This window comes from Terrabacter sp. 2YAF2 (genome assembly GCF_052114705.1).
GTDB lineage: Bacteria > Actinomycetota > Actinomycetes > Actinomycetales > Dermatophilaceae > Terrabacter.
In genome coordinates, this window is sequence record NZ_JBFRFG010000012.1 from 36,933 (window position 1) to 50,878 (window position 13,946).

13 protein-coding genes are annotated in these 13,946 nt (G+C 69.8%); 1 reads left to right on the plus strand and 12 read right to left on the minus strand.

Translation table 11 applies throughout. The annotated features are described in order from the left end of the window. Positions 1 to 66 precede the first annotated feature (66 nt). The 6 genes from AB4030_RS14190 to AB4030_RS14215 all read right to left on the minus strand — a co-directional run bounded on the left by AB4030_RS14190 (position 67) and on the right by AB4030_RS14215 (position 8,010). Positions 67 to 1,029 (minus strand): pseudouridine synthase, encoded by a 963-nt coding sequence (locus AB4030_RS14190; RefSeq protein ID WP_442279852.1) that lies wholly within the window; start codon positions 1,027 to 1,029, stop codon positions 67 to 69. Continuing rightward, entirely contained in the window at positions 1,030 to 2,148 is a 1,119-nt protein-coding gene (locus AB4030_RS14195) for a winged helix DNA-binding domain-containing protein (RefSeq protein WP_442279853.1), read from the minus strand. It lies immediately after the preceding gene. Further along, positions 2,148 to 5,741 carry a DNA polymerase III subunit alpha gene (dnaE, locus tag AB4030_RS14200; protein ID WP_442279854.1) on the minus strand — a complete coding sequence of 1,198 codons (3,594 nt, stop codon included), beginning with the start codon at positions 5,739 to 5,741 and terminating at the stop codon, positions 2,148 to 2,150. The genes AB4030_RS14195 and dnaE overlap by 1 nt, the downstream gene beginning before the upstream one ends. A gap of 148 nt (positions 5,742 to 5,889) precedes the next feature. After that, a complete protein-coding gene (locus AB4030_RS14205; protein WP_442279855.1) occupies positions 5,890 to 6,822 on the minus strand; it encodes an RluA family pseudouridine synthase in 933 nt (310 codons plus the stop codon). Continuing rightward, positions 6,815 to 7,441, minus strand: coding sequence for a signal peptidase II (locus AB4030_RS14210; RefSeq protein ID WP_442279856.1), 627 nt, complete (start codon positions 7,439 to 7,441; stop codon positions 6,815 to 6,817). The genes AB4030_RS14205 and AB4030_RS14210 overlap by 8 nt, the downstream gene beginning before the upstream one ends. A gap of 89 nt (positions 7,442 to 7,530) precedes the next feature. Continuing rightward, a complete protein-coding gene (locus AB4030_RS14215; RefSeq protein ID WP_442279857.1) occupies positions 7,531 to 8,010 on the minus strand; it encodes a TraR/DksA family transcriptional regulator in 480 nt (159 codons plus the stop codon). Here AB4030_RS14215 and AB4030_RS14220 point away from each other — a divergent pair. After that, positions 7,994 to 8,578 (plus strand): hypothetical protein, encoded by a 585-nt coding sequence (locus AB4030_RS14220; protein WP_442279858.1) that lies wholly within the window; start codon positions 7,994 to 7,996, stop codon positions 8,576 to 8,578. The genes AB4030_RS14215 and AB4030_RS14220 overlap by 17 nt on opposite strands. Positions 8,579 to 8,708: 130 nt before the next feature. Here AB4030_RS14220 and AB4030_RS14225 read toward each other — a convergent pair whose 3' ends face one another. The 6 genes from AB4030_RS14225 to ftsZ all read right to left on the minus strand — a co-directional run bounded on the left by AB4030_RS14225 (position 8,709) and on the right by ftsZ (position 13,782). Beyond that, positions 8,709 to 9,968: a DivIVA domain-containing protein gene (locus tag AB4030_RS14225; protein ID WP_442279859.1), complete on the minus strand. Its 1,260-nt coding sequence runs from the start codon at positions 9,966 to 9,968 to the stop codon at positions 8,709 to 8,711. Between the two features lie 134 nt (positions 9,969 to 10,102). Beyond that, positions 10,103 to 10,387, minus strand: coding sequence for a YggT family protein (locus tag AB4030_RS14230; protein ID WP_442279860.1), 285 nt, complete (start codon positions 10,385 to 10,387; stop codon positions 10,103 to 10,105). A gap of 98 nt (positions 10,388 to 10,485) precedes the next feature. After that, on the minus strand, positions 10,486 to 10,965 hold the full coding sequence (locus tag AB4030_RS14235) for a cell division protein SepF (RefSeq protein ID WP_442279861.1): 480 nt from the start codon (positions 10,963 to 10,965) through the stop codon (positions 10,486 to 10,488). A gap of 39 nt (positions 10,966 to 11,004) precedes the next feature. After that, entirely contained in the window at positions 11,005 to 11,733 is a 729-nt protein-coding gene (locus tag AB4030_RS14240) for a YggS family pyridoxal phosphate-dependent enzyme (protein WP_442279862.1), read from the minus strand. Beyond that, on the minus strand, positions 11,730 to 12,485 hold the full coding sequence (gene pgeF / locus AB4030_RS14245; protein WP_442279863.1) for a peptidoglycan editing factor PgeF: 756 nt from the start codon (positions 12,483 to 12,485) through the stop codon (positions 11,730 to 11,732). The genes AB4030_RS14240 and pgeF overlap by 4 nt, the downstream gene beginning before the upstream one ends. A gap of 19 nt (positions 12,486 to 12,504) precedes the next feature. Beyond that, positions 12,505 to 13,782 carry a cell division protein FtsZ gene (ftsZ, locus tag AB4030_RS14250; RefSeq protein ID WP_442279864.1) on the minus strand — a complete coding sequence of 426 codons (1,278 nt, stop codon included), beginning with the start codon at positions 13,780 to 13,782 and terminating at the stop codon, positions 12,505 to 12,507. Positions 13,783 to 13,946 lie beyond the last annotated feature (164 nt).

Genomic DNA, 13,946 nt, shown 5'->3' on the forward strand with positions numbered 1-13,946 from the left:
GCCGGCTGTCAGTTCCCCGGTGGGCCGGGGACGGCTCCGCGGACGCCCCGGACGGGCGCCCCCTGGTCAGGTCGCCGGCCAGGGGCCGGGCCACCCGGAGAGGCGGCGCCGCGTGACGAAGCGGCGCGGCCGCCCGTCGATCGGGTCGTCGAAGGCGAGGACGGCCGCGAGCAGCTGCAGGGGCGCGCTGAAGTCGTCGAGGGGCACCTCGCGCTCCACGGGGTAGAGCGGGTCGTCGAGGATGGGGATGCCGAGCCCGTCCAGCTGGCACCTCAGCTGGTGGGTGCGCCCCGTCCTCGGAGTGAGCCGGTAGAGCCCGAGGGTCTCCCCCGCGGGCCCACGGCCGGTCACGGTCTCGAGCAGCTCCACGAGCGTCTCGGCATTGGGTTCGCCGCCCTCGACCTCGTGGGCCTGGTGCGTGCCGTGCTCCTTGACGAGGTGCGTGCGCCGCACGAGCGGCAGGTCCAGCCCAGCCCTGACCGGCGCGACCGCGAGGTACTCCTTGTGCGCGAGCCCGTCGGCGAAGACGCGCTGGTATGCCCCGCGCCACCGCTGCTCGGTCGTGAACATCAGCACCCCCGCCGTCGGGCGGTCGAGGCGATGCGCCGGAGTGAGCCGGTGCTCGCCCGTCAGCACACGCGTGCGAGCCAGCGCGCTCTGCACGACGTGCCGCCCGCGTGGCATCGTCGCCATGTCGTGCGGCTTGTCGACGACGACGATTCGCTCGTCGCGGTGCAGCACGACGGGCTCCTCCGGATGCGCCACCTCACCGGGGAGGTCACGGTGCGCCCAGACGGCCGACTGCGCCACGAACGGCGCGTCCGGACGCACGGGCGTGCCCGAAGCATCGACGAACTCGCCGGCCCGGAGCATACGGTCGACGTCGTCGGCGTCGAGGCCGGGTGAGAGCCGCTCGACGAGGTGGTCCCGCAGCGACGTCCAGGGGCCGGCCTGCGGCATACGGAAGCGCTGGGCGTCCACGCCGTGGCGTGGTGGGAGCGGCGAGGGCGGGATGGGTCCGCGAGCCACTCAGCCGCTCCCACCGGCAGGACCGAGGCGGACGACCTCGGCCTCGGTGCCGAGAAAGGCGCCGTAGTTCGCGGCGGCCGCTTCGACCTCGCGCCAGCGGCGGGTCGACAGCTCGGCGAAGGGCGACACCTCGACGACGACGTGCTCGCGCTTCTGGACGCGGCGCCACGTGCCCGCGACCTCGCCGTCGACGACGAGGGTCGGCTTGAAGACCATGTTGCGACCCGGCACGACCTTGACGAAGTGCTCCCCCGGCAGGGTCACGTCGCGCGACTTGTAGCCGAGGAGGAACTCGTCCCACTGCGGTAGCAGGTGCACGCCGCCGGGACCGGCAGGGACGTCTCGGGCGTCGACGTGCGTCAGCCACGTCTGCCCGTCGAGCTCCTCGCGCAGGATCCGGTCGTCGACGAGCGCGAGCGCCTCACGGGTCAGCCCGAGCGGCTTCAGCAGCCAGCCGGCGAGGTCCTTCTCGGTGACGGGCCCGTGGCTGCGGACGTAGCGCTCGGCCATCGTCGCCAGGCCCTCCTCGCGGGAAGGGTTGCGGGAGTGGGGAACCCACGTGTCCATGAGAACGAAGCTCGGCTGCTTGGCGATGATCGGACCTTGGCAGAGGAGACCACTCATGCAGTGGTAGCCGATGAGGTGGTAGTTGCGCTGGCCGGTCGGGTCGATGCCGTGCTCCACGAGCAGGGCCGCCACGTCGGGCCGCCTCATGGGCTCGCGCAGGTGCTCCTCGAAGACCCGGCCGGACAGCTCGACGTCAGCCTCGGAGATGCCGAGCTGGGCGAACCGGGTGGCGAGCGTCGTGCTGCGCGGCGCCGCGAGCAGCTCGCACATCCAGCGGGCGTCCTCGGCCGGCACCCAGTGGATCGTGCCGCGCATCGGCCACGTGCGCACCACCTCCCGGTCGTGCACGGCTTGCTCGACCTGGGCGAGGGTCAGCCCCGAGCGCAACCCCAGGGACCACGCGCCGCTCGCGTAGTCCTGGGCCTGCAGGGCCCCGAGTCTGCGGGCGACCGCGAGCGCCGACACGGGGGACGAAGGAGAGCCGAGGGTCGGCGTCAGGCCGAGCGCGGCCATCCGCGCCCGGCGCATCCGCCGGCGGTCCGCCTCGCGCATCAGCTGAGGCAGGCCGGACCGAGCAGCGCCTTGAGGTCGCCGAAGAGGGCGGAGGTGGCGGTGACGCGGAGCGAGTCGTCGAGGGACATGAGCACGGACCGGCCGGGCTGGGTCAGCTTCACCTGCACCTCGGTCGCCCCCGGGTGCTCACCCAGCACGCGCTTGAGGCTCTCGGCCACGGCAGGCGTCGCGCGACCGAGCGGCAGCGTCAGCACGACCGGGCCGCGTGGCCCCTCCTTGATGTCAGGGATCGTCAGCTCCTGGGCGAAGATCGAGATCGAGTCGTCGCGGGCGGAGATGCGACCCTTCACGGCGCACACGGTGTCCTGCGCGAGCATCGTGGAGTAGGTCATGTAGGCCGACGGGAAGAAGAGGCACTCGATGGCGCCGTCGAGGTCCTCGACGGTCGCGATGGCCCAGAGGTCGCCCTTCTTGGTCCGCTTGAGCTGCAGGCTCGTGATGAGCCCGGCCACGGTGACCGGCGTGCCGTCCGCCTTGGGGTCATCGCCCATGAGCGAGGCGATCGAGGTGTCGGCGTGCGTGGCGAGGATGTGCTCGATGCCGAACAGTGGGTGGTCGCTGACGTAGAGGCCGAGCATCTCGCGCTCGAACGAGAGCAGGCTGGCCTTGTCCCACTCCAGCGTCGGCACCGGGGGCAGGCCGTCGAAGGCGCCCGGCCCGTCCTGGCTGCCGCCGTCCGTGTCGTCGCCGAAGCTGCCGAACAGGCTGTCCTGGCCGATGGCCTCCTGCTTCTTGACCTCGACGAGTGCGTCGATGTAGCGCTCGTGGACCTCGACCATGCCGCGGCGGCTCTCACCGAGCGAGTCGAACGCGCCACCCTTGATGAGCGACTCGATGGTGCGCTTGTTGCAGACGACCGCTGGCACCTTGGAAAGGAAGTCCTTGAAGGAGGCGAAGGCGCCCTTCTCCTCGCGGGCCTTGATGATCGCCTGGACGACGGGCAGGCCGACGTTGCGGATGGCGGCGAGGCCGAAGCGGATGTCGGTGCCGACGGCCGCGAAGTTGGCGATCGACTCGTTGACGTCGGGGGGCAGCACCTTGATGCCCATGTGCCGGCACTCGTTGAGGTAGAGCGCGGACTTGTCCTTGTCGTCGCGCACGCTCGTCAGCAGCGCCGCCATGTACTCGGCCGGGTAGTTGGCCTTGAGGTAGCCCGTCCAGTACGACACGAGGCCGTATGCCGCCGTGTGCGCCTTGTTGAACGCGTAGTCCGAGAAGGGGACGAGGACGCCCCACAGCGCCGCGATCGAGGCCTCGTTGAAGCCCTGGGACTTCATGCCCTCGGAGAAGGGGACGTACTCGGCGTCGAGGACCTCCTTCTTCTTCTTGCCCATGGCCCGTCGGAGCAGGTCGGCGTTGCCGAGCGTGTAGCCGGCGAGCTTCTGGGCGATCTCCATGACCTGCTCCTGGTAGATGACCAGGCCGTAGGTCATCCCGAGGATCGGGTCGAGCGCGTCGATCATCTCCTGCTGGAGCTTGCCCTTCAGCTGGGGGTCGAGCGGGACGACCTCCTGCTTGCCGTTCTTGCGCAGCGCGAAGTTCGTGTGCGCGTTGACGCCCATCGGTCCGGGCCGGTAGAGCGCGAGGGCGGCCGAGATGTCCTCGAAGTTGTCCGGCTGCATGAGGCGCAGCAGCGAGCGCATGCCGCCGCCGTCGAGCTGGAAGACGCCGAGGGTGTCGCCACGGCCGAGCAGGTCGTAGGTGGCGCGGTCGTCGAGGGTCTTGGACAGCTCGTCGAGGTCGATGTCCTCGTCGCGGTTGAGCTTGATGTTCTCGATGGCGTCGTCGAGGATCGTCAGGTTGCGCAGGCCGAGGAAGTCCATCTTGACCAGGCCCAGCGACTCGCAGCTGGGGTAGTCGAACTGCGTGATGATCTGGCCGTCCTGCAGGCGGCGCATGATCGGGATGACGTCGACGAGCGGCTCGCTGCTCATGATGACGCCGGCGGCGTGCACGCCCCACTGCCGCTTCAGGCCCTCGAGGCCGAGGGCCGTCGCGACGACCTCCTGGGCCTGCGGGTCCTCGTCGTGGACGACGCGGAAGTCGCCGGCCTCGTTGTAGCGCTTGGAGTCCGGCTTGAAGACGTCGGCGAGCGGCATGCCCTTGCCCATGACGTCGGGCGGCATCGCCTTGGTGAGCTTCTCACCCATCGCGAACGGGTGCCCGAGCACGCGGCTGGCGTCCTTGAGGGCCTGCTTCGCCTTGATCGTGCCGTAGGTGACGATCTGGGCGACGCGCTCCTCGCCGTACTTCTCGGTGACGTAGCGGATCACCTCACCGCGCCGGCGCTCGTCGAAGTCGACATCGAAGTCGGGCATCGACATGCGCTCGGGGTTGAGGAAGCGCTCGAAGATCAGACCGTGCGGCACCGGGTCGAGATCGGTGATGCCCATGGCGTAGGCGCACATCGAGCCCGCGCCCGAACCACGGCCGGGGCCGACCCGGATGCCGTTGCGCTTGGCCCAGTTGATGAAGTCGGCGACGACGAGGAAGTAGCCCGGGTAGCCCTTGGAGACGATGACGTCCTCCTCGAAGGCCGCCTGCTTGCGGGCGTAGTCCGGCACCCCGTCGGGGAACCGGCGCGAGAGGCCCGTCTCGACCTCCTTGATGAACCACGACGTCTCGTCCTCGCCCTCGGGGCAGGGGAACCGGGGCATGAAGCGCCCCTCCCCCTCCGTGAAGGACACCTCGCACCGCTCGGCGATGAGCAGGGTGTTGTCGCACGCTTCGGGCAGCTCACGCCACAGGTGGCGCATCTCGGCCGCGGACTTGAGGTAGAAGTCGTCGGCGTCGAACTTGAACCGGTTGGGGTCCATCAGCGTCGAGCCGGACTGGACGCAGAGGAGCGCCGCGTGCGCCTTGGCGTCCTCGGCGCGGGTGTAGTGCAGGTCGTTCGTCGCGACGAGCGGCAGCTTGAGGTCGCGGGCCAGCCGGATGAGGTCCTTCTGGGTCCGGCGCTCGATGTCGAGGCCGTGGTCCATGAGCTCGACGTAGACGTTCTCGTTGCCGAAGATGTCGCGCAGCTCGGCGGCCACCTCGCGCGCCTCGTCGTACATCCCGAACCGGAGCTTGGTCTGGATCTCGCTCGAGGGGCAGCCGGTCGTGACGATGAGGCCCTTGCCATACGCCCCGAGCAGGTCGCGGTCGATGCGCGGCCACTTCGTGTAGACCTGGTCGAGGCTCGCGATGGAGCTCATCCGGAAGAGGTTGTGCATGCCCTGGTTGTTCTGGGCGAGCATCGTCATGTGGGTGTAGGCGCCGCTGCCGGAGACGTCGTCACGGCCACCGTCGCCCCAGCTGACCTTCGTGCGGTCGGTGCGGTGCGTGCCCGGCGTGATGTAGGCCTCGACGCCGATGATCGGCTTGACCCCGGTGCCCTGCGCCTTCTTCCAGAACTCGTAGGCGCCGAAGACGTAGCCGTGGTCGGTCGTCGCGAGGGCCGGCATGCCCATCCGCGCCGCCTCGCTGAAGAGGTCGCCGATGCGGGCGGCCCCGTCCAGCATGGAGTACTCCGTGTGCACGTGGAGGTGCACGAAGTTCGGATCGTTTCGCGGGGCGGCTTCGGTCGACATCGTGGACGAGTCTAAGCCTCCGCGCGGACACTCCTCGCGTGTCGGGGCCGGGTGTCACCGACCCCGGGCATCCGCCGCACACGGGCCCTTCGAGCCGACCGGACGGCATACGTCGTCAGGCTTCACCCTCAGGTCGAAGGTGCAGGTCTCAGAACGTCGCGACGATGTCGAGAGCGCGCTGGAGATCCTCCGGGTAGCGGCTCTCGAAGTGGACGTACTCCCCCGTGCCGGGGTGCTCGAACCCGAGCCCGACGGCGTGCAGCCACTGGCGGTCGAGCTTCAGTCGTGCCGCGAGCTTCGGGTCGGCCCCGTAGGTGAGGTCACCACAGCACGGGTGGTGCAACGCCGCGAAGTGCACGCGGATCTGGTGGGTCCGGCCCGTCTCCAGGTGGATGTCGAGCAGGCTGGCGTGCCGGAAGGCCTCGATGACCTCGTAGTGCGTGACCGACGGCTTGCCGCTCTTCATCACGGCGAACTTGTAGTCGTGGCCGGGGTGGCGCCCGATGGGGGCGTCGACGGTGCCGACGACGGGATCGGGGAGCCCCTGCACGAGGGCGTGGTACGTCTTGTCGACCGTGCGGCTTCGGAACGCCTCCTTGAGCCGGGAGTATGCGTACTCGCTCTTCGCCACGACCATGAGTCCCGAGGTGCCGACGTCGAGTCGGCTCACGACGCCCTGGCGCTCCGGGGCCCCGGAGGTCGAGATGCGGTAGCCGGCCGCCGCGAGCCCCGACACGACGTCGGGCCCGCTCCACCCCACACTCGGGTGGGCTGCCACGCCCACGGGCTTGTCGACGACGACGATGTCGTCGTCGTCGTGGACGATGGACATGCCGGGCACGGGCTCGGCGATGATCTGCAGACTCGGGCTCTCCTCGGGGCGGGGCAGCGAGACCTCGAGCATCGAGCCGGCGGAGAGCCGCTCGGACTTGACCACGGACTTGCCGTCGAGCACGACGTGGCCGTCTGCGGCCAGGTCGGCGGCCTTGGTGCGCGAGACCCCGAAGAGCCGGGCGACACCGGCGTCGACACGCTCGCCCTCGAGGCCGTCGGGCACGAGCACGGTGCGCACGTCAGGCACGGTGGCCCTCCTGGTCATCGGTCTGGTCGGTGATCTCGTGGGTGGTCTCGTGGGTGGTCTCGTCGTGGGTGGCGTCGGGTGAGGCACCACGGCCGTGGTCGCGACGGCCGTCGACCCCGATCCCCAGCAGCGCGAGGATGATGATGAGCCCAGCTGCCGAGACGATCCAGATGTCAGCCACGTTGCCGATGAACCAGCGGTTGTAGTCGATGAAGTCGACGACGTGCCCCTGACCACCTCCAGGCGGTCGGACGAACCTGTCGGTGAGATTGCCGATCGCGGCACCGAGCAGCAGACCGAGCGCGACCGCCCAGGCTCGGGACCCCAGCTGGCGCGCCACGACGACGATCGCAACGAGAACCGCGAGCGCGATTCCCGTCATGACCCACGTGTTGCTCGCACCGAGCGACAGGGCGGCCCCGGGGTTGCCGATGAGCTTGAAGCGGATGAGCTCCCCGACGAAAGGTCGTGGTTCACCGTCGGCGAGCACGTCGAGGGCGACGATCTTGCTCAGCTGGTCGGTGAGGTAGGCGAGGACCGCGACGACACCGAGGACGACGAACAGGCGCCCCCGCCGGTCAGGCCTCGGGCGATTCTCCTCGGCGGTTCTCGAGCTCACGGTCCCGGTGGTCGTATCGGTCGTATCGGTCGTAGTGGTGGACACGCCGTCGACCCCCGCTCGGGGGGTCGACGTGGCGTGGTCGGGCGTCAGTGGCGGTCCTGCTTCTCCTGGCATGTCATGCACAGGGTCGCACGAGGACGGGCCTGAAGTCGAAGCTTGCCGATCGGGTTGCCACAGTTCTCGCAGATGCCGTACGTCCCGGCATCCAGCTGCTCGAGCGCGTGCTCGGCCTGGCGCAGGCTCGCGCGCGCGTTAGCAGCCACGGAGATCTCGTGCTCGCGCTCGGCCGTCTTGGCGCCCGCGTCAGCCTGGTCGTCGCCCGAGCCGTCGCCCGAGGCGCGCAGGAGGTCGTCGAGCTCGTCCTCGGCGAGCTTGAGCTCGACCCGGTGCTGCTCGATCTCCTCGAGGAGGACACCGCGAACCTCGCCGATCTCCTCCACGCTCCACGGGCTCTCGTCGTCCTTGACCCGGAGACGTTCGGCGATCTTGCTGGCACTGGCTCTGGTCGTGCTGCCCGCGGCCTTCTTCGTCGCCGCGCGGGGTCCTGCGGTGGAGCTCGTCGTCACAGCTGCCCTCTTGGTTCGTGTCGCAGGCGCCTTGGCGGCGGACTTCGCGCTCGCGGCACCTGCTCGGGTGGTGGTGGAGGTGGTCTTCTTCGTCGCCGGCGCCTTCGTCGCCGCCGTCGCCTTCTTCGTCGCCGGCGTTGCCGTCTTGGCAGGCGCCGTCTTCTTCGTCGCCGGCGTCGCCGTCTTGGCAGGCGCCGTCTTGGCAGGCGCCGTCTTGGCAGGCGCCGTCTTCTTCGTCGGCGGCGTCGTCTTCTTCGCGGGTGACGCCTTCTTGGTGGCTGCCGCCTTCGTCGCGGACGTCACCTTCTTCGCCGGTGCAACCTTGGTCGGGGTTGCCGTCCTGGTCGTCGGCGTCGTCTTCTTCGCAGGTGTGGCCTGCCTCGCCGGGGCGGTCTTCGTCGTCGGCGGCGTCTTCTTCGCGGTTGACGCCTTCTTCGCCGGGGCGGCCTTCGTCGCGGACGTCGTCCTCGCGGGTGACCGCTGGGCCGCGGCGGTCGCCGCTGCCATCTTCTTCGCCGCCATCAGACCCTCCGTCGTTCATGCCGTCGACGCTGACAAGTGGGGCTGACAATAAGCCCCGCACGAGTCGTGCACAAACGCGAAACGCTCACGTGGGCGAAGTGTTCCTCGTCCACGGACGACGCAAGCCGTCCGGGAGGGCTCCCGGACGGCCTGCGCACGTCTGTTCGAGGTGGGCCTCAGCCCTGGTGGCCGTCTCCGGCCTCGGCGTGGGCCGGCTCCTGGGCGCTGGAGTCGAGATCGTGCAGCTGCCCCTCGATGTACGACTTGAGGTTCGACCGGTAGTTCTTCTCGAACCCGCGCAGCTCGGCGATCTTGCGATCGAGCAGACCCTTCTGCTTGTCGAGCTCCTCGAGGACGGCAGCCTTCCGCTGCTGGGCCTCCGCGACCATGCCGGTGGCGCGCTCGCGCGCCTCGGTGAGCATCTCGTCGCGCTTGTGGGTGGCCTCGGCCAGCATCTCGTCGCGCTGCGACGTGGCCTCGGCGATCATGTGGTCGCGCTGCGAGGTCGCCTCGGCGATCATCTGGTCGCGCTGGGCGGCGGCGGCGGCCGAGATCTGCTCCGCCTGGTGGGACGCCTCGTCGTGGCGGTTCTGACCGATGCTGATCAGCTCGTCGTGCCGGGCCTGGGCCGCAGCGATCATCTCGCGGTGGCGGCCCTCGGCCTCGGAGATGAGCTCGTCGCGGCGGCTCTCACCAGCAGCCACGTGCTCGTCGTGGAGGCGCTGCGCGAGGGCGATGACCCCGGCAGCGTCGAGGTTGCCCGACGCGGCGGCGGGGGCCGCTGCCGCCGCGACAGCAGCTGCAGCGGGGGCCTGTGCGCCCTTGGCGGCCTCGTCACGGAGGCGTGCTGCCTCAGCCGCGGCCGCGTCCGCGTCGGCCTGCGCCTTTGCGGCACGCTCCTCGGAGGCGCGGGCGTTCTCCTGGGCCTTGGTGAGCTTGGCCTCGGCGTCGGCCACCTGGGAGTTGAGGCCGTTGAGCTTGGCCTGCGCGTCGTCCAGGGCCTGCGAGTCCACGGCGGACTTGGCCGCGACCTCGGCACGCTCGGCCTCCGCCTTGGCGCGCTCGATGCGCTCCTTGGCGGCCCGCTCGGCGTTCTCGGCGTCGGCCTTGGCCTTGGCAGCTCGATCCGCCGCGGCCTTGAAGGCGCGCTCGGCATCCTGGATCTTGGCGGTCAGGCCGCCGAGCTTGGCCTCGTCGCCGGGCCGGCCCACGGCGGGCATGGCCGCGGTCGCGCCGTCAGCACGGACCGCCGACTGGTTCTTGCTCGCGCGGCAGTCGTTGAGCTGCTTCAGGTAGTCGTCACGCTGCTCGATGAGCGACCGCATCTCCGCCACGATCTCATCGAGGAAGTCGTCGACGTCCCGCTCCTCGTAGCCACGACGGAACTGCGTGGTCTGGAAATGCTTGTTGAGCACCTGTTCAGGCGTAAGCGCCATGTGTCACCTCGATGCAGACGTAATGGTTCGGGTCAACGCTATCCAACGTTCCGGGCGCGAACCAAAGCCAGGCTCACCGGTGGGGCTGTCGGCACCTGCGCCCCCGCAGCGGGCACGAGGTGCCCACCTGCCGGTCAGAAGAAGCTCGGCACGTTGAGAGCGAGAGAGGTCAGCAACATCAGGACGAGGAAGCTGAGATCAAGTCGGACGCCGCCGAGGTTCGGCGACGGGATCACCTTGCGCAGGGCGCGCAAGGGCGGGTCGGTCACGGTGTAGACAGCCTCGGCCACGACGAGGACGACCCCGGAGGGGCGCCAGGACCGAGCCAGCACCTGCACCCAGTCGATGACGAAGCGACCGATGAGGGCGATGAAGAAGGTGAAGACCACCACCCCGTAGATGGTCCAGAACGCGTCCATGTCCGTCAGTGTCCCTGATCTAGCGGCAGGAGTGATAACCGGGGTGCACGTCGACGTCAGGACGACCCGGCCGAACGCTCCTGGTGGGGACCGGGAGCTCAGCTCTGGTTGAAGAAACCGCGGTTGGCGACCGCGGGGGTCTCAGCCTCGTCGGCGGAGATCTCGACGTGAGCCGGCGACAGGAGGAACACCTTGGAGGTGACGCGCTCGATCGTGCCGTGGAGGCCGAAGACCAACCCGGCCGCGAAGTCGACGAGACGCTTGGCGTCGGCGTCGTCCATGTCACTGAGGTTCATGATGACCGGCACCTGGTCGCGGAACCACTCGCCGATGTTCTTGGCCTCGTTGTAGGTCCGCGGGTGGATCGTCGTGATGCGGTTGAGCGAGCCGACCTCGACGTCGCGCACGACCGCGGCCACGGGTCGCTTGGTGGGCAGCTGGGTCACCGCTGCGGTGTGCTCGGTGTCGTCGTAGCGGTCGGAGTCGTCATAGGCGTCGTACTCGTCGTAACGCTCATGACGCTGGTCCTCCTCGCTCAGTCCGAGGTACACCATCGTCTTGCGCAGTGCCCCTGCCATGGCCAGCTCCCAAACGTCGAATTGTGATCGTTGCCGACGTTACAGAAGTGACGGGCGCGAACCGAGGATTGCCGTCCCGACACGCAGGTGTGTCGCGCCGTGGCGCAAAGCCGCCTCGAGATCGGCGCTCATGCCGGCGGAGATCCAGTCCGCCCGCGGGTGCCGACCACGTATGCCGTCAGCGACGTCGTGCAGGCGGGCGAAGGCCTCGTCGGGGTCGGCGCCGAGCGGTGCGACGGCCATGACGCCGCGCAGCTCGAGGGCCCCCGCGGCCGCAACGGCGTCCGCGAGGGTGTCGGCGTCGTGCGGGAGCGCGCCGCCGCGTGAGGTCGCGCCATCGAGGCTCACCTGGACGAGCACCTCCAGGCGCCGTTCGGCGGCGTGCGCGCCCTTGGCAAGGGGGGACACGAGCTTAGCTCGATCGACGGACTCGACGACATCGGCGTAGCCGGCGACGTGGGCGGCCTTGTTGCTCTGGAGCTGCCCGATGAAGTGCAGTGTGAGGTCATCCCCGCCGGCCTCCGAGAGCGCGCGCCGCACCTCGCGGAACTTCTCGCTCGCCTCCTGGTCGCGGTTCTCGCCGAAGTGGCGGACTCCCAGCTGGTGGAGGAGGAGGACGTCGGAGGCCGGGAAGTACTTCGTGACGACGACAAGGGTCACGTCCTCGGGGTCGCGGCCCGCCTCCCCGCAGCCGCGGGCGATGCGGTCGTGGACGCCTGCGAGGTTGTCACGCAACTGTTCCAGTCGCGGTTGCGCGCCAGCCGTCATGCGGAGACCGCGCGCCGCACGACCACGCCCGCGAAGCGGCCGGTCCGGCCGTCTCGCCGGTAGGAGTAGAGGTCACCGCTCTCCCGCGTGCAGCCCGGGACCCATTGCACCGCAACGTCGGCCGCGGCCAGCTGTTCGACCACTCCGGCGGCGACGTCGATCGCGGGAGTCCCGGTCCACGAGCGCGCCGCAGACGCCGGCGCCGTCTGCGCCGCGGCGCGGGCCATGGCGGCAGGGACCTCGTAGCAGCGCCCGCAGACCGACGGCCCCACCGTCGCGGACAGGGAGGTCGCACCCAGGTCGCGCATCGCGGTCACGGCGCGCCCGACGATGCCACCCACCATGCCGGGGCGACCCGCGTGGACGGCGCCGACCACCCCGGCCCGGACGTCGTGCAGCAGGACGGGGACGCAGTCGGCCACCAGCACGGCGAGAGCAAGGTCCGTGGCACGAGTGACGATCCCGTCGACAGCCGGCGCCTCACCGTCCCACGGTGCGTCGACCTCGGCGATGTCGCTGCCGTGCACCTGGTTCATGAAGACGAGCCGCTCGCGCGCAAGGTCGACCTCGTGCGCCAGGGCCTCACGGTTGGCCTCGACGTCAGCGACAGCGTCACCGACGTGGCCGCCGAGGTTCAGGCCGGCATACGCCCCGCCGCCGCGACCAGCCGACCGGCCGGTGAAGGCCATCTCGACGGCGTCGGCGGGGCGGTCGTCCTGATCGGTCTCGACGGTCGTGCGCCAGTAGAACACGAGCCGACCCTACGACGGCCTACTTGAGGAAGTCAGGGACGTCGAGGTCGTCGCCCTCGTCGAAGGTCACCTGGCGGGGCGGCTGCTGCACCGGCGGCGCTGCCGAGACCGGAGCGTGGTGCTGCGGCTGCTGCTGGGCGGCCTGCTGGGTGGACTGCTGGGTGGACTGCTGCGTGGGCAGCTGGTGCGCCGGCTGCTGAGCCTGCTGGGAGACGGGCTGCGCAGCACCGTTGGAGTGCGCCGGCTGCGGCTGCTGGGGCGCCGGCGAGGCCGCCCGCTGCTGCTGGGCCTGCTGCGGGCGTCCCATGACCTGTCCGAGCGCACGGTCGTCGTGACGCTGGGTGGGACCGCCGCTGTCGAACCCGGCCGCGATGACCGTGACGCGGACCTCGTCGCCGAGCGCGTCGTCGATGACCGCCCCGAAGATGATGTTGGCCTCGGGGTGCGCGGCCTCCTGGACGAGACGCGCCGCCTCGTTGATCTCGAAGAGACCGAGGTCGGATCCACCCTGGATGGACAGGAGCACGCCGTGGGCACCGTCGATGGACGCCTCGAGCAGCGGGCTGCTGATGGCCAGCTCGGCGGCCTGGACGGCACGGTCCTCGCCGCGGGCGGAGCCGATGCCCATGAGGGCCGAGCCGGCGCCCTGCATGACCGACTTGACGTCGGCGAAGTCGAGGTTGATCAGGCCCGGCGTCGTGATGAGGTCGGTGATGCCCTGGACACCGGAGAGCAGAACCTGGTCGGCCGAGCGGAAGGCGTCCATCATCGAGACGTTGCGGTCGCTGATCGAGAGCAGCCGGTCGTTAGGGATGACGATCAGGGTGTCGACCTCCTCACGGAGGCTCCCGATTCCCGACTCGGCCTGGTTGGCTCGGCGGCGGCCCTCGAAGGTGAACGGACGCGTGACGACACCGATGGTCAGGGCGCCGAGCTGACGGGCGATGCGTGCCACGACGGGCGCGCCACCGGTTCCGGTGCCACCACCCTCGCCAGCGGTGACGAAGACCATGTCGGCCCCCTTGAGGACCTCCTCGATCTCCTCCGCGTGGTCCTCGGCCGCCTTCTTGCCGACCTCCGGGTCGGCGCCTGCGCCGAGGCCCCGGGTGAGCTCGCGGCCGACGTCGAGCTTGACGTCGGCGTCACTCATGAGCAGCGCCTGGGCGTCTGTGTTGATGGCGATGAACTCGACGCCCTTGAGGCCGACCTCGATCATGCGATTGATGGCATTGACGCCGCCGCCGCCGATGCCGACGACCTTGATGACGGCCAAGTAGTTCTGCGGTGCTGCTGCCACGAGAGTGGGCCTTCCTGACTGGTGATGCCGTGCTGCCGGGTGGTCTGGGGATGGGACGTGCGTGGTGGGTCCGGTTCGACTGGAGCCTTTTACCCCTCAACCCTCAACGTGAAGATAAAGGTTACGGTTTGGTCACGAACTGGTGCCCCGACGGTATGACGAGC

Bases quoted from the DNA above. Each gene is read 5' to 3' on its own strand.
- AB4030_RS14195 (WP_442279853.1), bottom strand. From the start codon at position 2,148: ATGCGCGAGGCGGACCGCCGGCGGATGCGCCGGGCGCGGATGGCCGCG.
- AB4030_RS14235 (WP_442279861.1), bottom strand. From the start codon at position 10,965: ATGGCAGGGGCACTGCGCAAGACGATGGTGTACCTCGGACTGAGCGAG.
- AB4030_RS14230 (WP_442279860.1), bottom strand. From the start codon at position 10,387: ATGGACGCGTTCTGGACCATCTACGGGGTGGTGGTCTTCACCTTCTTC.
- AB4030_RS14225 (WP_442279859.1), bottom strand. From the start codon at position 9,968: ATGGCGCTTACGCCTGAACAGGTGCTCAACAAGCATTTCCAGACCACG.
- dnaE (WP_442279854.1), bottom strand. From the start codon at position 5,741: ATGTCGACCGAAGCCGCCCCGCGAAACGATCCGAACTTCGTGCACCTC.
- AB4030_RS14240 (WP_442279862.1), bottom strand. From the start codon at position 11,733: ATGACGGCTGGCGCGCAACCGCGACTGGAACAGTTGCGTGACAACCTC.